14 protein-coding genes, 1 tRNA gene and 1 pseudogene are annotated in these 16,710 nt (G+C 56.2%); 3 read left to right on the top strand and 13 right to left on the bottom strand.

The window, feature by feature from the left end:
- The first annotated feature begins 56 nt into the window (after window positions 1-56).
- Window positions 57-821, top strand: a complete 765-nt coding sequence (locus ABJT94_RS02695) for a sulfite exporter TauE/SafE family protein (protein ID WP_348477528.1) — start codon at window positions 57-59, stop codon at window positions 819-821.
- 99 nt (window positions 822-920) lie between these two features.
- Window positions 921-1,187, top strand: a complete 267-nt coding sequence (locus ABJT94_RS02690; protein WP_348477527.1) for a DksA/TraR family C4-type zinc finger protein — start codon at window positions 921-923, stop codon at window positions 1,185-1,187.
- 16 nt (window positions 1,188-1,203) lie between these two features.
- Here ABJT94_RS02690 and ppiC read toward each other — a convergent pair whose 3' ends face one another.
- Window positions 1,204-1,536 (bottom strand): peptidylprolyl isomerase PpiC, encoded by a 333-nt coding sequence (gene ppiC, locus ABJT94_RS02685; RefSeq protein WP_348477525.1) that lies wholly within the window; start codon window positions 1,534-1,536, stop codon window positions 1,204-1,206.
- A 148-nt stretch (window positions 1,537-1,684) separates the two neighbouring features.
- Between ppiC and ABJT94_RS02680 the strand changes: the two genes are divergently transcribed.
- Window positions 1,685-2,731 (top strand): MBL fold metallo-hydrolase, encoded by a 1,047-nt coding sequence (locus ABJT94_RS02680; RefSeq protein WP_348477523.1) that lies wholly within the window; start codon window positions 1,685-1,687, stop codon window positions 2,729-2,731.
- A gap of 88 nt (window positions 2,732-2,819) precedes the next feature.
- Here ABJT94_RS02680 and ABJT94_RS02675 read toward each other — a convergent pair whose 3' ends face one another.
- From ABJT94_RS02675 to ilvD, 12 genes and pseudogenes are all read right to left on the bottom strand, one after another.
- Entirely contained in the window at window positions 2,820-3,851 is a 1,032-nt protein-coding gene (locus tag ABJT94_RS02675; protein WP_348477522.1) for a DUF1513 domain-containing protein, read from the bottom strand.
- 88 nt (window positions 3,852-3,939) lie between these two features.
- Window positions 3,940-4,995: an imelysin family protein gene (locus tag ABJT94_RS02670; protein ID WP_348477521.1), complete on the bottom strand. Its 1,056-nt coding sequence runs from the start codon at window positions 4,993-4,995 to the stop codon at window positions 3,940-3,942.
- Window positions 4,995-6,401 (bottom strand): di-heme oxidoredictase family protein, encoded by a 1,407-nt coding sequence (locus ABJT94_RS02665; protein WP_348477520.1) that lies wholly within the window; start codon window positions 6,399-6,401, stop codon window positions 4,995-4,997. Before ABJT94_RS02665 ends, ABJT94_RS02670 begins: the two co-directional genes overlap by 1 nt.
- Before the next feature lie 80 nt (window positions 6,402-6,481).
- Entirely contained in the window at window positions 6,482-7,768 is a 1,287-nt protein-coding gene (locus tag ABJT94_RS02660) for an imelysin family protein (protein ID WP_348477519.1), read from the bottom strand.
- A gap of 205 nt (window positions 7,769-7,973) precedes the next feature.
- Window positions 7,974-8,870, bottom strand: a complete 897-nt coding sequence (locus tag ABJT94_RS02655) for a hypothetical protein (RefSeq protein ID WP_348477518.1) — start codon at window positions 8,868-8,870, stop codon at window positions 7,974-7,976.
- Between the two features lie 133 nt (window positions 8,871-9,003).
- A pseudogene (locus ABJT94_RS02650) lies at window positions 9,004-9,195 on the bottom strand (transposase); the annotation flags it as partial.
- Between the two features lie 21 nt (window positions 9,196-9,216).
- Window positions 9,217-10,884 carry a diguanylate cyclase gene (locus ABJT94_RS02645; RefSeq protein WP_348485104.1) on the bottom strand — a complete coding sequence of 556 codons (1,668 nt, stop codon included), beginning with the start codon at window positions 10,882-10,884 and terminating at the stop codon, window positions 9,217-9,219.
- An 892-nt stretch (window positions 10,885-11,776) separates the two neighbouring features.
- Window positions 11,777-11,852: transfer RNA gene (locus ABJT94_RS02640), tRNA-Phe, on the bottom strand.
- A 158-nt stretch (window positions 11,853-12,010) separates the two neighbouring features.
- Window positions 12,011-12,277 carry an oxidative damage protection protein gene (locus ABJT94_RS02635; protein ID WP_348477516.1) on the bottom strand — a complete coding sequence of 89 codons (267 nt, stop codon included), beginning with the start codon at window positions 12,275-12,277 and terminating at the stop codon, window positions 12,011-12,013.
- 42 nt (window positions 12,278-12,319) lie between these two features.
- Window positions 12,320-13,372 carry an A/G-specific adenine glycosylase gene (gene mutY / locus ABJT94_RS02630; protein WP_348477515.1) on the bottom strand — a complete coding sequence of 351 codons (1,053 nt, stop codon included), beginning with the start codon at window positions 13,370-13,372 and terminating at the stop codon, window positions 12,320-12,322.
- Window positions 13,332-14,663 carry a hypothetical protein gene (locus ABJT94_RS02625; protein ID WP_348477514.1) on the bottom strand — a complete coding sequence of 444 codons (1,332 nt, stop codon included), beginning with the start codon at window positions 14,661-14,663 and terminating at the stop codon, window positions 13,332-13,334. Before ABJT94_RS02625 ends, mutY begins: the two co-directional genes overlap by 41 nt.
- A 7-nt stretch (window positions 14,664-14,670) precedes the next feature.
- On the bottom strand, window positions 14,671-16,518 hold the full coding sequence (ilvD, locus tag ABJT94_RS02620) for a dihydroxy-acid dehydratase (protein ID WP_348477513.1): 1,848 nt from the start codon (window positions 16,516-16,518) through the stop codon (window positions 14,671-14,673).
- Window positions 16,519-16,710 lie beyond the last annotated feature (192 nt).

Here is a 16,710-nt window from a genome sequence, read left to right as displayed (position 1 = left end):
GGCGGAGGGTCTGCGTATGATGAACGCCTCTATGAATTCAACGCTGTCAGGCCCCCATGATTACAGACCCGATTTTCTATTTGCTCGCCATTCCCGCAACACTGTTGTACGGCATTTCCAAAGGGGGAATGGGGGGTGGCCTGGGCATTGTCGCGGTACCGATGATGGCGCTGGTCATCTCACCCAGCCAGGCTGCAGCCATCATGCTGCCCATCCTGTGTGTGATGGATCTGTTCGCGGTCTGGGGGTTCCGGGGTGTTTACGACAAGCCCAACCTGCGCATCATTCTGCCAGCATCGCTGGTCGGGATCGGTGTGGGGGCAGCGACCTATCAGTATTTGTCTGATGATCACATCAAGCTGGTTGTTGGGGTGATCGCCCTGGTGTTTGCGCTGAACTGGGTGCTGCAGCAGCTGCGCGGCAAGGTGCAGCAAGCCAAGCCTGCCAGCAAAATCGCTGGCTGGATCTATGGTGCAATCGCCGGTCTGACCAGTTTCAGCGTTCACGCTGGTGGCCCACCCATTAACATGTATTTGCTGCCCCAGCAGATGAACAAGACGTTATTCGTTGGTACCACAGTGATCTTTTTTACTGTTGTGAACTACGTGAAACTGGTGCCTTACGCCTGGATCGGCTTGCTCGACAGCAGTAACCTGATGACATCTCTGGCACTGGTGATACTGGCACCCATCGGCGTTCGTCTGGGTATGTACATGCATCACCGGATCAATGAGGGCTGGTTTTACTGGATATGCTATGTGCTGTTGGTCGCGGCAGGTGGCAAACTGATGTACGACGGATTGGCAGGGCTCATGCAGTAAGCAGGCGTGCCCGCAGGTTGGCGGGTTCTGCAAAGCGCCTTGATATCTGGTGCCAACCGCCTACCTTAACAGTCTACTCAACAAGCGGAGCGGTGCATTATGGCCAGTGGCTGGGCGGGAGACGGCGCGGTAAACGAACAGATCGAATCCACCGTGAACGATGCCATTGAGCGCGTGCGCAATCAAATGCCGACAGGCGACAGTGCCGAGTTCTGTGACGAGTGCGACGCGCCCATCCCCGAGGCCCGGCGCAAAGCCGTGCCTGGCGTGCGTTTTTGCGTGAATTGCCAGGCCGAACAGGATGAGGAGAGCGCCGGGCACAGCCTGTATAACCGCCGGGGCAGTAAAGACAGCCAGTTACGGTAGACCCCTCGGGCCGTCATTATTTCAGGTACAGCACTTTGATGACATGGTAGCCAAACTTGGTTTTAACCGGCCCAAGCAGCTCGCCGGGCTGACCATTAAACACCGCCTTATCGAAGGCGGGAACCATGGCCCCGCGCTTGAACTCGCCCAGGTCGCCACCGCGTTTGCCCGACGGGCACGTCGAATGCTGCCGCGCCAGTTTGTCGAAGTCGGCTCCCTTCTTCAGTTTACTGAGCACTTCCTGAGCCTTTTTCTCATCACGCACCAGAATGTGTAACGCGCTGGCATGGCTCGCGCGGGGCTTGCCCCGGGCCGGGGTTGTTAGGGCGTCTTTAATACGGGTTTTCATGAGGTTTCCTCTCACAGTGCCGAAGACCTGCAGTTTACCGTACCTGGACAGCGCTGGCTGTTACTGTGACCAACACAGAGGTTGAAAAAGCACGTTTTCACTATATTATGAGATTCTAATGTAATAAGCCGCAGATGAAGGAGCTTTTATGATTTTCAGACAGCTTTATGACGCGACCTCTTCGACCTATACCTATTTGCTGGGCGATGAAACCTCCCGCGAAGCCATGCTGATCGACCCCGTATTCGAGCAAGTACAGCGCGATCTGGCGCTGGTTCGGGAATTAAAGCTCAACTTGAAGCTGGTGGTCGATACCCATGCCCATGCCGACCACATTACCGCTGCCTGGGTGTTGAAACAAAAGTCGGGTTGCCTGATTGCCTCGGGAGAAGCTGTACAAGCTGAGAACGTAGACATCCCGATTAAGGACGGCCAGTCCTTCGGCGTGGCCAACCTATCGTTACAGGCTCGCTCGACACCCGGCCATACCAGCGGTTGCATGACGTTTGTGCTGGCAGACAAGAGCAAAGCCTTTACCGGCGATGCGCTGTTGATTCGCGGCTGCGGTCGCAGTGATTTTCAGCAGGGCGACCCGGCCAGACTGTACAAGTCGATCAACGAGCAGATTTTCACGTTGCCCGACGACTGCACCATTTACCCGGCACACGACTACAACGGCCGTACCTGTACATCGGTCGCCGAAGAGAAAGAGTTTAACGCTCGCGTCGGCGGCGCCTCCAATGAGCATGACTTTGTCGGGTACATGAACGCGATGCAGCTGCCACATCCGAAAAAGATCGACGAGGCCTTGCCGAACAACTTGCGTTCCGGCAAACCGGAAGATGGCAAGCTCCCGGAAGAACAGGACTGGGCTGATCTGCGCATGACCCTCGCGGGCTTTCCGGAAGTGGAGCCTGAGTGGGTAATTCAGAACCAGCCCTCCGTCATGATTCTGGACGTACGAGACGAGAACGAATCGGTCGAGCCGGAGTTGAAGGCGCTGGATAATCTACTGCATATTCCGCTCGATCAGTTGCGCGACCGCGTTGGTGAAGTACCGACTGACAAACCTGTCGTCACTCTGTGCCGCTCCGGTAAACGGTCGTCTCTGGCGATCGGCATTTTAAAAGAAGCGGGTCACGACAAAGTGGCCAATGTTCGAGGGGGAATGTTGCAGTGGCCTACCGCTCAGTAGGTGCAACTCGGGTGATACCGGCGCCTGTGACTGGGCGCTGGGTGGCGCATCCGTTTGGTGAAACCTTTGTCGATGTACCACGGCTCGCTCAGAATAAGTGGTTATCCCACGCCCAGGCAGAGGTGCCCCGGGAACCGATCGAGTAGTCCTCGCCCGGGTCCAACCACACCCAGTCACCGGTGCCGCTGCTGACCAGGAACCCGCCGTCGTCGGTGGGTTTAACGCCGGCCGCATCGTACAGATCAATCCCTCGAATAACGTTCCCGCTGCGGCCATCCAAGACCACCACCAAACCACCGCGTGGTGCGGTGACCACAACGATGTCAGAGGCGGGTTGCACGGCGATACTGGCGAGATAATGGTTCAGCCTGGATTGCAGCGCGGCTGGCAACGTCATCTCTGTCCATTGGCCGTTGTGGTGTTTGCCGATCAACGGTGGCTGCTGCCATTCAGGCCCGTGGTACTGGCACGCTACGTAGGTGACCGCATCATTTGATACAGCCAGATGTCGACAGCTCAGTTGTGAATCGGAAGGGCGGTGGCGCGACTGTTCTTGCCCGGTGAGCCGGTCGAGAAACAGCAACGCCGGGTCCATCTTGTCGAGATTCAATTTAACGCGATCGTAATCCGGATGGGTTTGTATGCCTCCGAGGGCGACGATCAGTTGAGTACCATCGGGGCTGAGTTCAAGTTGGTGAGGCCCGATACCGTCAAGTGCCCAGGTAGCTGACCGTCGGTAACCCTCACGGGCATCAAACACGGCGATCCGGCCCTGGCCTGATTCGTAGTGACTGGCCGTTGCATACAGGAATCGGCCATCGGGGCTGAACACGCCATGGCCGTAAAAATGTTCTTCGGCTTCCGGTAGACGCGACTGCTGAATCTCACCGGTCGCACCGTTGAGTACCTGAAAAGACCACCCCGGTCGTCTTTCAAACAACACCACGTCATTGCCGTCCGGTGAGGTACAGCCACCGTGGCAGCGGGCAGCAAAAGGTGTCGTCCAGAGGGTTTCCGCCTGGTGATTCACTGCCGCTAACGCATAGCCGCCGTCAGGCAGACGAACTGCACCCAGAGCAGCAATGGCGTCGGGTAAAGCAGTGGCCCAGCTCAGTGGCATCAGGCCAGATGCAAGCAGGCAATGAACGCTGCCTGCCAGCAACGCTCGTCGACTTATAGGTGCCGGTGAGGTCTTTTCCATTAGGCCATTAATCGCCATCGCTTGAATTGAAACCCTGGCGAATGCCCAGGGCAACCGCAGCTTGAAGAGCCAGCGTTTGTTCGAGTTGCTGCACGGAAATGTAGAGATTTTGCAGCTGGGCATAGCGTTGATCGTCTTCAAGGACAGACGCCAGGTCATCGGGCAGGGCATCAAACCGCGCCAGTGTTGCTTGAAACTGATCAGTCAGGTCGTTGGCGATGCCGCGCTGATCCGCGTGTTCCAGTTCCCGGATCAGGCCCGGTAAAAAGTAGCGTTGCAAGCCCGACAGTGAAGCTTCTGCCGCGGCCAGCGACTGACCACTGCGCCAGGCATCACCCGCGTAAACCAATCGGCGTTGTGAGGAGCCCAACCCCATGGGTTCGCCGAGCCGCTTCTCAACCAGAATATCCAGAGCGGTCATGGCCGAACGGACGGTCGTGGCCGTGTAGCTGTCGGTTGCCTGGTAGTGTTCAGCCAGCGCCTGCCAGTCTGCAGACAGGTCAGTTGCGTTGTCGTTTACCACCGTTGCCGTGGCTTTTAGCAGAGCACAACTACGATCACCGGGCAGTGCCTGTTCTGTCTGATTGAAGGGGGCATCAAACAGCAGGTACTCAAGCATCGGGAACCCTTCGGCGGCGACGCCAGAATCGGTAACGCGCTGGCGATTTATCGGTGCATCGGCTGAAAGCAATTGACGGGCTTTGGTGCCTACCAGGTTTTTTGGGTCTGGCCAGAATTGCAATTGCCAGGCTCGGCTGTCGAGTTCAATGGGCCCGAAGTCGACAAAGCGAACCGCTTGCCAGTTGGAAAAAGCCTCGCGCCAGTGAGATTCAAGCGATTGTCTGGTGTGCTCGCTTGGTGCGTTGCAATAGAGAGTGGCCGTATCACTCAACGCTTGTGCCGATGTCGCTAAAGCCTGGTAGCCAGTGGTAATGTTCTCATGCCAGAGCGCGCGAGCGTTTTGCTCTGCAGGCGAATCCTGTGGCTCGGCGATGGCGACCGATAGGGTCTGTGTGCCCAGCAGGGCGCTGAGAAAGACTGCCCGACATAATGAGTGCCGCATTAGAGTGACTCCAGGAACCGAATGAGATCAGACCGGTCAGAAGACGGCCACGACGAATACGCGTTACGAGCCGATTCGGCCTCGCCGCCATGCCATAAAATGGCTTCCTCCAAGGTACGGGCGCGGCCATCGTGCAGGAACCCGGCCAAAGGATTAACGTGCTGTGCCAGGCCAATGCCCCACAAAGGTGGCGTGCGCCATTCCTGGCCCGTGGCGAGAAACTCAGGCCGGTTATCGGCCAATTCGGGGCCCAGGTCGTGCAGCAGTAAATCCGAGTAGGGCCAGATAGACTGATGGCTTAACTCAGGGCGCTGCTCAACCTGTGCCGTTTGATGATTGGGCGTATGACAGGCGGCACAGCCGGCGTCGTTAAAGCGTTGTGCCCCGCGCTGAACGGCCGGGTCGTCCATGGACCGTCGTTTGGGAACGGCCAGGCTGCTGGCATAGAACTCGATGAAGCGAGCAATGTCATCCGAGACCTCGGGCGAGCCTCCGTCAATAAAGCCCAGGCACCCCTGGGAAGGCGTGCAGTCAGTGTTGGGAAACAAAGTGGATGTCAGGCCCATATCACCCGCGAACGCCCCCATGCTTTGCTGAAGCACAGTGGGCTCGCCGGCTTTCCAGCCGAAGCGGCCAACCTGGGTGCTTTGGCTGGCCCGATCCCACACCTGGTTGAAGCGCCCGGAAATTCCGTTTTGATCGCGGTCGTCCGGGTCTGCCAGTGCGCGCAGCCGGGCTTCCGGTATGGCCGCCAGTAAACCCAGGCCGATCATCGGCGGGGCGACTCGTGGTGATGTCATCAGGTTGTTGGGCAAGTCACCGTAGGCCAAATTGTCAATGTGATAGTACGGCTGCATCAGCGTAACGCGAGTGCCATCCTGCAGGGTGACTGTTTTTTCCGAATAGGTGATGCGCAGATCGGCCTCCGGGGTCAGGCCGGGCAGCGAAGCGGTTTGAAGCTGGCCGCCATAGACCGGGTCTGGAATGTGCCCCTGAATGATCAGTCGATCCTGATCGGTTGCCGGGTCGGCGGGAATCGACAATCGCAAAAACAAGGATACCGGAGTATCGCCGGGGGGTGGAGGGTGGCCGCGCCCGTCTTTGATGTGACAGCCCTGGCAGCTGTTGGTGTTGAACAATGGCCCCAGCCCGTCCCGGGCATCGGTGCTGGCCGGGGCCTGAACCCAGGGGTTGCGGAAGAAACTGTTGCCGACGCTGAAATCCAGACGACGCGTCATTGACATGGCGGCATTGGGCAACGAAAACGCATTGTGGTCGGTCTGCGCAACACTGCCGCTCCCACCTGAATCTGCGTTGGTTTGTATCGGTGAATCACTGGCCACTGCAGGCACGGAGAGCAGGCTTGAAAGGAGCAGGCTGGTCAGGGTCTTGAATTGGAAGGTCACTGGAAAATCCCGGTTATTACAAAACCACAAAAGGCCGGGGGTGGTGACACCCCCGGCCTAACTCTTACTACGGCTGTTTTTTAGAAAGCGTGACCCGCATCATCGGGTTGCAGATCATTCACGCCGACCGACAGCGCGACTTGCTCGATGGAATAGGTTTGCGCAACCAACCCCTGAATGGCGGTATTGATCAGCCTGCTTCCAACCTGGTTGCCGGGCTCAATCATCTGATCGAAGGCCATCGGATTCGATGGGGCTTCAGCGGCCGATTTAATGGCACCCAATGCCGTCATGGACGTTTCAAGTTGTTGGCGCAAAGTCGCATCCAGCTCAGGTTGATCGGCGGCGACCAGGTCCGACAATGACGGGCCTTCAACGAGTTTGCCGTCAATGGTCTGATAAGTGCCGGTATAGACATTGACGACGCCCAGACCGTTGTAATAATGCGAGTTATGGGTGTTGTCGCTGAAACAATCGTGCTCGTCTTCCGGTGAGTTCGCTTCGAGTGCTACCTTCATGCGCTCGCCCGCCAATTCACCCAGAGACAGCGAGCCCATACCGAACAGCATTTTTTGCAAGCCGGTGGTTGCCTCGTCGGCGACCAGTGAGGCGCGATAATTGCCTGCTATGTTCGGTGACCACTGGTCTGTCATCCATTCCAGGTCGTCGACCAGCAAGTCTGTTGCGGCATCGAGATAGGCCCGACGGCGGTCGCAATGGCCGTTCGTGCACTCGGTGCCGGTAGCATAATCGGTGGCCGGGCGGTTGCCGTTACCGGCGTCGAACCCGTTAAGGTCCTGGCCCCAGAGCAAAAACTCGATGGCGTGGTAACCCGTGGCAACGTTCGCTTCAGAGCCGCCAATTTCGTTCAGGTCGGCCAGTACCTGAGGGGTAAAAGTATTGACCGTCAGCGCCTCGCCACCGACCGTTAACCCGCTGTTCGCGACCAGGTTGGCGGACGCCCCTTCGTTGCCCAGTTCATATTGGTAATTAGTGGTTTCGACGTAGTCGATCAGGCCTTCGTCCAGCGGCCAGGCATTGAGTTGGCCTTCCCAGTCATCGACAACCGCATTGCCGAAACGGAACACTTCACTTTGCTGGTAGGGTACCCGTGCGGCAAGCCAGGCTTGTTTCGCGCTGGCCAGGGTTTGTTCGGTCGGGTTGTCGAGCAGGGCATCGACCGCTACATCCAACCGCTGTGCGGTGGTGAGCGCATCCTGATAGGTTGCCAGGGCAAGGTCTGAATAATGGTTGACGACCGTTTCGGGGGTTGCAGGTGTGTGTGCTGTCCCTGTGAGAGTGCTGCATCCCGCCAGATACAGGCTGGCAAGTGCCGTGGCGATTGCCAGAGGCTGAGTGGGGCTCATGCTGGGTTCCTTGTGTGGTTGTATCGTATCAATGATGCTATTAGTAATGATAATAATTATCAAGTTTATGTTAATAGCGTACCACCGTGCAAGTTGGATGGCCGTGTTATTGAGACAGGGTTGGGTGTTGCGGGCGGGAAATCGTTATCGAGCTGGTGAATTCAGTGGGTTGACCAAATACCCAGAGGTTAAGGGCGGGGGAGGTCTAGTGGCTCAGGTGTTGTCTGATTTCAGGTAGCCAGTACGCATCGATCATGGTGACAAAGGCATCGCTCATGTCTGTGTTCTTCAACGCGATTATTCTAACGGAAGGGTCGGCCAGTCGATTGATGGCAAGGGCTGCATCGGCATTCTGGTAAATAATGGATTGCACCAGTCCAATCTCGTAGGCCGACTGCAGGATGAACTCCAGTTGTTCTTTCAATTCCGGTTTGCAGGGGTTCACATACAACACCGTTGCCAGCGGGTACAGCATAACGACCGTGTTCAACAACTGGAGTTCATTGCTTCGTTGTCGAATTTCAAGCTGGGCTTCCTGGAGCCCGCGTTGAAATACATCAAACCGGCCCTGTTCGAGCATTGCCCACAGGTTTTGGTAATTGGCCTGCGTTACCCGAAACTGGTTTTCCAGCATGATGCGGGTATCGGGCCAGCCTCGGCCAGAGCCAATCAGCCAGGTTTCTGCCTGCTGTACATCGGCTTCAAGGGCTTCGGCGCGATCAGCGGTGGTGACAAAGCCGCGCAACCCCAATAGCCCCATGGTCAACGGGAAGTTGACCTGCAACAGCCGCTGCTCACGCCCGGTATCATAACCACTGAAATAGACATCAAAATCGGCCGAGCAGGATTCCAGCATGCGCAGCGCGCGAGGCTGGTTCATCTCGGTGGTATCTACCCATTGCAGCCGGCTATTCTCGCCGTACCGGGCAATCGATTGCTCCAGTATGGAAATCACCAGTTCAAATGGTTCAGTATCCGAATGCTCCTGAGCGACGCGAATATCCTGAGCGCGCGTGGTAGCTGCTATAAACAGAACACCGATTATAACCAGTGCAACGAGTGAGACTGGAGTATTGCGCACTTGAGCGAAAGGGGTGGCCATTGATGTGGGGTTCCGGTGTGTGCTTCCGAACCTAAGAGTAGTGGATAAAAGGGACAGTGGTAAAGTGTGTTGAGAACGCATCAGAACTGATGGCGACCAGCTGCTGGACGTGGTCAATTGAATCTACAGTAGCCTTTTTTAGTATCTCTTTCTCCCGCTCGACCCTGCGCAATTGGGCTGCCAGCTCCTGGATTCGCTGTTGTTCAGGTGTAGTAGCTTTGCCACTGAGGGGTGTCTGGCCTCCTCGTTCGAGCCGTAATTGATCAACCCAGCGGAGCATAACCGATACGTTGACATCCATCGCCTTGCCAGCCTCTGCCATGCTGCACCTTTGGCCGACTGAATTCTATACCTCTTTCGCGATATAGATATCGAGGTCTTTACTCTTAGCTTCATACATTGCAGCATCGCTCGCACTCAAGAGTTGCTCTATCGAACTTCCATGGTCAGGGTATATTGCAATACCAACACTAGCGCCTACATATAAGAGGCAGCTACCTATATCAATAGGTATTGATATCTCTCTGACGAGACGCTCTGCTAGATTAATGTACTCTTCAACGGTGTCTAGTCCTTGGATTATTAGAATGAATTCATCACCTCCAATCCTGGTGGCTGTGTCGATAGATCGAACTATGGACTCCATTCGGTGAGCAATGATCTGCAGCACTCTGTCTCCAACAGCATGTCCGTAAAGGTCATTTACCGGTTTAAATTTGTCCAGGTCGAGGAAAAAGCAACCAAATCTCTGATTGTTCCTACTGGCAGTATTTATCGCAACTTTAAATCGATCAGCTAATAGTAGCCGGTTTGGCAAGCCTGTTAACGCATCATGACCTGCGTTGTGTCGTAGTAGCTCTTCCTGTGTTTTTCGCTCATTGAAATCACTCATGCTCAGAATGAAGTGATTGGTAGTAATTTCACTTTGGTCGACGCGGGTAACAGATGCCCAGGTTGTTTGTATTGCACCTTTTTTATCCCTAAGCCAAAACTCTCCCGTCCATTGCCCAGACTCTTCAAGCTCTGGCCAAATCTCAGATCTAAAAATAGTCTCAGATGGGCTGTTTGCGGTAATAGTTTCTGCAGATTTTCCGATCCAAGTGGATTGATCACTTTTTGTTAGAAGCTCAAATGACTTGTTCAGGTCTATGATGACACCAAGTTCATTGATGATTACTATTGACTCACTGCTATACTGAAAGACAGTTGACCACAGCTTAAGCAGGTCTTCGCGTTCAATTCGATCGGTGACATCCGAGCAAGAAATAATAACAGCAGGAGCCTCGGGTGTTGGCGGTATTTCACTCAAAACTGGTCGCGAGTTAAACGAAATCCATTGCGTCTTTTGGTTCTGTGCGGATGGGATACCTAATAGAACCTGAGTATAGCTTTTCCCGGTCTTTAGCGTTAGTGAGCTCGGAAATTCTGCCGGAGGGCATCGATCACCGCTTGGGTAGATAAATTTGTCTATCAATCCTTCAAGTGATTCTTGACAGTTTTTTGCATCTAAAAAGGGTAGTATAACGGTTGCTTGTGAGTTTATCGTGACAATTTCACCGGAAGCATTAAGTACAACAATGCCTTCCACCAAACTCTCCAATGAGGTCCTGTATACTGCTTCGTTCCGACTTAGTACTTCTTCCAGGTCTTGTTGCTCAGTTACATCTCTTGATGTGGTGTGTAGCTCAACAACCAGGCCATCTTCGTTTTTGATCGGCTGCGTTAATGTTTCAAACCATATGTAATGCCCATCAGCATGGCGGATCCGATATCGGATTAATATGTTTCCATCGCCTTTTAGTGCTTTAACGTGTGTATCATTACGAATTGAGAATTGATCGTCAGGATGAAATAAAAGGTATGGGTCCGTACCAATCAGTTCTTCAGGTGAATATCCCAGGGTTCTTGTAGAAGATGGGCTGACCCACTTATAACGACCATCTGGAGAATGTAGCGCAACTAAGTCGCTCATGTTTTCTGCAAGTCTGCGGTAAAACTCTTCGCTCGGGTTCATAGAGCACTACCTCTAACCGCATTTTATTGTTGTATTGTAGCCAAGCTTAGATTAATTGTACTCATTAAGCCATTGCCTAGGACGATTGCGACTTGTGCGAATACAGTGCTTGCCACTATTTGAACAGGGTCGCTTTTTTCCCATCCAGATGATCTTGCGTTATACGTAATATAATAATGTGCTAATATATTACTATTATAAGATGACTTAGTGCCTTCACTTTTTCGGTGGAAAATAACAAAGCGATTGTATTGAGAATAATTAGTCCTGGCTTTCGGCTTGCCCCAGGTAATCCGCCGGACACCCAACGCAGCCTGGTTAATTGTGCGAGGTCAATAGCCTCATTATTGGCCCGTATCTTCTTCCCAGTCCCATGCGGCTGGCACAGTTCCGCATACCATTCATCCCAGAACCAGGTGACCAACCAGTGCGGAAAGTGGAGGCGTGAAGTACCTTCGTCGGCCCGGTGGGGGCTCTAGTTAAGTTGTCTTTCAGTAGGTAGGGGTTGCACTCTGGCAGTGGTACATCGGATTTGGCGCCTTTGTAGAGATGTCAGACGTTTGCGGGCGCAGCGTTACCACCACTCGCAGGCGTTGTCGGTCACACCGTCTTCCCACGGGTGTCGACGATGGTCATCCGGGTGCTCAGTTCCTTGCCTTCCACACTGGTAGGGCCTATGGAGACTCACATGATGTGGCTATCAAAAGTCAGTTTTTGATAGTTTTTCATGATGAGCTGGGGTAGGTGCCAGGGAAGGCTGTTTAGGGCTGCGAAGGTACTCAAAAGGTGAATTACAGGAAAGGGTGTCTTTATAACGAACACGCAGTTCGAATCATTTATTACCACGCACAAAAAAGCCCGGCGTAAGCCAGGCTCTTCTGCTGAATCTTGATGGTGCCCAGAGGCGGAATCGAACCACCGACACGGGGATTTTCAGTCCCCTGCTCTACCGACTGAGCTATCTGGGCATGTTCGCGGTGCTCGGCGTGCCGTGCGTCTCGAACGAGGCGTATTAAACGAATTTTCCGTTTTGGCGTCAACCTTTTTTGGTTTAAATCTTTGATTTTTTTAAAGATTCCCGGGTTTTGGCTAGATTATGAACAGCGCGGTGCAAGCTGGCTGCGGGTCACTCCGGTACGTAGCCTTCGGCCTGGTCATAGTCTTGCCCGCTGAGGAATCGGTCCATCTGCTCCATCAGGTATTTGCGCGCGGCCGGGTCGGTCATGGTGAGGTGCTTTTCGTTGATCAGGCGCGTTTGGTGGGCTTGCCACTCTTCCCAGGCTTGTTTGGACACGTTGTCGTAGATGTCCTGGCCTTTGGGGCCGGGGTAGGGGGCTTTCTCCAGGCCTTCGAGTTCCTGATCGTATTTGCGGCAATGTACGGTACGGGGCATTGGGTGTCCTTCGTTCGAGTTTCGACGCTGAGTGTTGCTGGTTCAGAACAACCGACCCAGCAAGGCTTTCACCGGGGCGCTGAGGCCAACCTGGCTGGCGATGCCAGGATGGTACCAGAGGCCAGCATTACTCGCAGCCTCGTGTACGCTGCCCGGGATGCTGGACAGAGGTACGAACAGTGGGTAAATGTTGAGGTGGTAGTGGCTGAAGGTGTGCCGAAACGGTGCCCAGTCTTCGATTTCCGGCTGCAGGCCAGCCAGCGCCAGGTGTTGCTCGGCCTGATCCCGGCTCTCGAACTGAGGGAAACTGTGCAAACCGCCCCAGATGCCACTTTGGGGGCGTTTTTCCAGGTAGATCTCACCGTTGGGTGCGCTTAGGATCAACAGCCAGGTGTCTCGGGTGGGTTTGTCTTTCTTCGGCTTTTTGGCGGGCAGCTCGGCGGTGCGGCCTTGCTGGTAGGCTTTGCATTGCGTTTGCAGCGGGCAGGTTTCACAGGCCGGTTTGCTGCGGGTGCAAACCATGGCACCCAGGTCCATCATCACCTGGTTGAAGTCGGTGACGCGTGCTTCCGGGGTCAGGTGTTCGGCCCATTCCCACAGCTGTTTCAGGTTGGCGGTGGTGGCGGGCCAGCCTTCAAGGGCAAAGAAGCGGCTGAGTACCCGTTTGACGTTGCCATCGAGTATGGGGGCATAGGTGCCCCGGCTCAGGCTTAGAATCGCCCCGGCGGTGGATCGGCCAATGCCCGGCAGTTCGCTGACGCTCTCTACCGTTTCGGGAAACTGGCCATTGTGCCGGTTAACCAATGTGTGTGCGGCTTTGTGCAGGTTGCGGGCGCGGGCGTAGTAGCCGAGGCCGGTCCAGTGATGCAGGACTTCGTCTTGTGGGGCATCGGCCAGGGCTTCTACGGTCGGAAACCGTTCCATGAAGCGTTCAAAGTACGGGATGACGGTGGCCACCTGCGTTTGCTGCAGCATGATCTCGGAAATCCACACCCGATACGGCGTTTTGGCCTGTTGCCACGGCAGTGTTTTACGACCGTGGTGGTCATACCAGTCAAGAACCTGGTGTTGAAACCAGCTCGCGTCGCAATGCATCTATCCACTCCAGGTTACGGCGTAAAAGGGTCAGGTCGTCGTTCAGTGGGGTTGTCCAGTCGGGCGCGCCAATGAGCCCCAGGCCTGGCCAGGCACCGGTGAGTGCGCCAAAGCCGTATGTCTGTTCGGGCGCGTTCGCGGTTTGGATGACCCAGTCGCCATCGGTCAGCGTCCACCGCTGGTTGGCCGGTGTCAGCGCCAGGCTTGCGGCACTGAGGTTGTGGCTGCGTTGCTGGTTGTCTTGGGTGATGCCCAGTAACAGTTTGGGTGCCTGCCAGTGCCAGTCATTATCGCTCACTGTTGCGTCACCCTGAAGGGTGGCGGTGAGGTCGGAAGGCGTTGCTCCAAGGGTTTCGGAGCGCATTGAAATCGCCCATGAGCCGGACAATTGCCCGTTGTTGAGCGTTAGGTCCTGCCCCTGGGTGCCCAGCCGGTAAGTGGTATCGGGGTCGCGAACCATGAACGCCAGTGCTGAATCCAGACCGGAAAATGCCCAGCCGTCGGTCGTGTGACGAACTGCGTCCAAACCACCCGCCCATTCAAGCCCATTCGGGAATTCGGTGCCAAGCGGCTGGCGGGTACTGTGCCAGGATAGGAAGTCGATCGCCAGTTGGGCATCACTGATGCGGGCCTCGCGCCACTGACCGGTCGTGGATCCGGGCCAGGGGCCAGAGGTGAGCTCGGAACTGACGCTGGCCTCACTGATGCGCACGGCGGAGTCACGCCATTGCACGACGGCTTCAGCGGTCGCCCGGGCGCGGATGGCGTTGTAGGCCCATTGGGTGGTGACCTGTGCATTGTAGCGGTTGCTGCTTCCCCGGCGTTCGAACACGGCGGCCAGTTGTGTGATTTCCAGATTGCCACGGACCAGGTTGCTGCCGTTCAGGACAAGCCGTTGTGGGGCGAGGGCATCAAGCAGGCGGGTAAAGCCGGTGAGTGCGTCGGCATTGCCCGGGCTGCGGCTGAACCAGAACCCATCGGTAATGTGCAGGGTCTCAATCTGAGGTTGGCCGATTAACACCGACATCGGGTTGAGGTTGACCTGAATCGCTGACGCTACCCAGTCGTTGTCGGCGTTGCTGTAGGCGACGTCGTACCATGTGCGGCTGAAGCCCTGGTGCTCCCCCGTTCTGAAAGTATCGGCTTGCAGGTTGAACCCGGCGTCGTTGAGTTGCTCTATGAGCCAGGGCTCGGGCGCCCAGCTGAGTGCCCGCGCCCCAATGGCGATCAGTATCAACACAAAAACGCCGGCCAGACCAAGGCCCAGCCGGCGTGAGAAGGGAGTTCTCATTCCGTTATCAGTCTTCCAGCATGTCCAGATTGCGCACCGCGCCTTTGTCGGCACTGGTCGCCAGCAGGGCATAGGCTTTCAATGCGCCGGTTACCTTGCGCTTGCGCGGCTCTGCGGGCTTCCAGGCCTGGGTGCCCCGGTTGGCCATGTCGGCTCGGCGTTCGGCCAAGACGGCATCGGACACGTCGACGTTAATGGACCGGTTGGGAATGTCGATGACAATGTCGTCGCCGTCCTGAATCAGCGCAATGGCCCCTCCAGCGGCGGCTTCGGGCGAAGCGTGGCCAATTGACAGGCCGCTGGTGCCACCCGAGAAACGACCGTCGGTTAGCAGGGCGCAGTCTTTGCCCAGCCCTTTGGATTTTAGATAGCTGGTCGGATACAGCATTTCCTGCATGCCCGGGCCACCTTTGGGGCCTTCGTATCGGATGATCACTACGTCACCGGCCTTGATCTGGTCGTCAAGAATGCCGGCGACGGCTGAATCCTGGCTTTCGAAAATGCGGGCTTTGCCGGTGAAGGTCAGAATGCTCTCATCGACGCCTGCGGTTTTAACCACGCAACCATCTTCGGCGATGTTGCCGTACAACACGGCAAGGCCGCCTTCCTGGCTGTAAGCGTTTTCAGCACTGCGAATGCAGCCCTTCTGGCGGTCGCCATCGAGCGTTGGCCAGCGGGTTGATTGGCTGAAGGCTTCCTGGGTGGGGATGCCCGCAGGGCCCGCGCGGAAGAACTGCTTAACCGCCGAGTCGTCGGTGCGCATGATGTCCCACTGGTTCAGGGCATCGGCCATGGTTTTGGAATGGATGGTCGGCAACTGCGAGTGCAGTAAACCGGCACGGTCCAGCTCGCCGAGAATGCCGTAGACGCCGCCCGCCCGGTGTACGTCTTCCATGTGGTAGTTCGGGTTGTTTGGCGCCACTTTGCACAGCTGTGGAATCTGACGCGAGAGCCGGTCGATGTCTTTGAGCGAGAAGTCGATTTCGCCTTCCTGCGCGGCCGCCAGCAGGTGCAAAATGGTGTTGGTTGAACCCCCCATGGCAATGTCGAGTGCCATGGCATTTTCGAACGCCTGAAAGTTAGCGATGTTGCGAGGCAATACCGACTCGTCTTCGCCTTCGTAGTAGCGCTTCGCTATCTCGACGATGCGGTGGCCTGCCTCTTCAAACAGGCGGCGACGGTCGGAATGCGTGGCCAGGGTGCTGCCATTACCGGGCAGTGAAAGGCCAATGGCCTCGGTCAGGCAGTTCATCGAGTTGGCGGTGAACATACCGGAGCAGGAGCCGCAGGTCGGGCAGGCGCTGCGTTCGTATTCGGCGACGGTTTCGTCGTCGGCGCTGTCGTCAGCGGCGATCACCATGGCGTCGACCAGATCCAGACCGTGATCGGCCAGTTTGGTCTTTCCGGCTTCCATTGGGCCGCCCGAGACGAAGATGACCGGAATGTTCAGGCGCATGGCCGCGTTCAGCATTCCCGGGGTGATTTTGTCGCAGTTGGAGATGCACACCAGGGCGTCGGCACAGTGGGCGTTGACCATGTACTCCACCGAATCGGCGATGATCTCGCGCGAGGGCAGGCTGTACAGCATGCCGTCGTGGCCCATAGCGATGCCGTCATCGACCGCGATGGTGTTGAATTCTTTGGCAACACCGCCGGCTTTTTCGATTTCCCGCGCGACCAGCTGACCCATGTCTTTCAGGTGAACGTGGCCCGGTACGAACTGGGTGAAGCTGTTGGCAACGGCGATGATGGGCTTCTGAAAGTCGTCGTCTTTCATACCGGTGGCGCGCCAGAGGGCGCGTGCGCCTGCCATGTTGCGGCCGGCGGTGGTGGTTCTGGAGCGATACTCTGGCATGGGTGAGTCCTTTGGTTCGTGGTGGCCACCGGGTGCGCTCATCCGGGGTCGGCGTGAACCCGTCCATGGGGCCTAGACCGCAGCATCCCTGCTGCGGACTTCCCCGGATGAGCACACCCGGCAGCCACCACTGGTTATGTGGCGGAATACGATTGTCAGGATTGTAACCAAAGGATTGGTTGTGGTCAGTGC

The sequence above is a fragment of the Saccharospirillum sp. genome, assembly GCF_039982735.1.
Taxonomy (GTDB): Bacteria; Pseudomonadota; Gammaproteobacteria; order Pseudomonadales; family Natronospirillaceae; genus Saccharospirillum.
Note: the sequence above shows the minus strand (reverse complement) of the source record. Positions and strands in the feature narration are given on the sequence as shown.

What these genes read in the sequence shown, in the direction of transcription:
- ABJT94_RS02695 (WP_348477528.1), top strand. Translation starts at nt 57, where the DNA reads ATGATTACAGACCCGATTTTCTATTTGCTCGCCATTCCCGCAACACTG.
- ABJT94_RS02690 (WP_348477527.1), top strand. Translation starts at nt 921, where the DNA reads ATGGCCAGTGGCTGGGCGGGAGACGGCGCGGTAAACGAACAGATCGAA.
- ppiC (WP_348477525.1), bottom strand. Translation starts at nt 1,536, where the DNA reads ATGAAAACCCGTATTAAAGACGCCCTAACAACCCCGGCCCGGGGCAAG.
- ABJT94_RS02680 (WP_348477523.1), top strand. Translation starts at nt 1,685, where the DNA reads ATGATTTTCAGACAGCTTTATGACGCGACCTCTTCGACCTATACCTAT.
- ABJT94_RS02675 (WP_348477522.1), bottom strand. Translation starts at nt 3,851, where the DNA reads ATGCCACTGAGCTGGGCCACTGCTTTACCCGACGCCATTGCTGCTCTG.
- ABJT94_RS02670 (WP_348477521.1), bottom strand. Translation starts at nt 4,995, where the DNA reads ATGCGGCACTCATTATGTCGGGCAGTCTTTCTCAGCGCCCTGCTGGGC.
- ABJT94_RS02660 (WP_348477519.1), bottom strand. Translation starts at nt 7,768, where the DNA reads ATGAGCCCCACTCAGCCTCTGGCAATCGCCACGGCACTTGCCAGCCTG.
- ABJT94_RS02655 (WP_348477518.1), bottom strand. Translation starts at nt 8,870, where the DNA reads ATGGCCACCCCTTTCGCTCAAGTGCGCAATACTCCAGTCTCACTCGTT.
- ABJT94_RS02645 (WP_348485104.1), bottom strand. Translation starts at nt 10,884, where the DNA reads ATGAACCCGAGCGAAGAGTTTTACCGCAGACTTGCAGAAAACATGAGC.
- ABJT94_RS02635 (WP_348477516.1), bottom strand. Translation starts at nt 12,277, where the DNA reads ATGCCCCGTACCGTACATTGCCGCAAATACGATCAGGAACTCGAAGGC.
- mutY (WP_348477515.1), bottom strand. Translation starts at nt 13,372, where the DNA reads ATGCATTGCGACGCGAGCTGGTTTCAACACCAGGTTCTTGACTGGTAT.
- ABJT94_RS02625 (WP_348477514.1), bottom strand. Translation starts at nt 14,663, where the DNA reads ATGAGAACTCCCTTCTCACGCCGGCTGGGCCTTGGTCTGGCCGGCGTT.
- ilvD (WP_348477513.1), bottom strand. Translation starts at nt 16,518, where the DNA reads ATGCCAGAGTATCGCTCCAGAACCACCACCGCCGGCCGCAACATGGCA.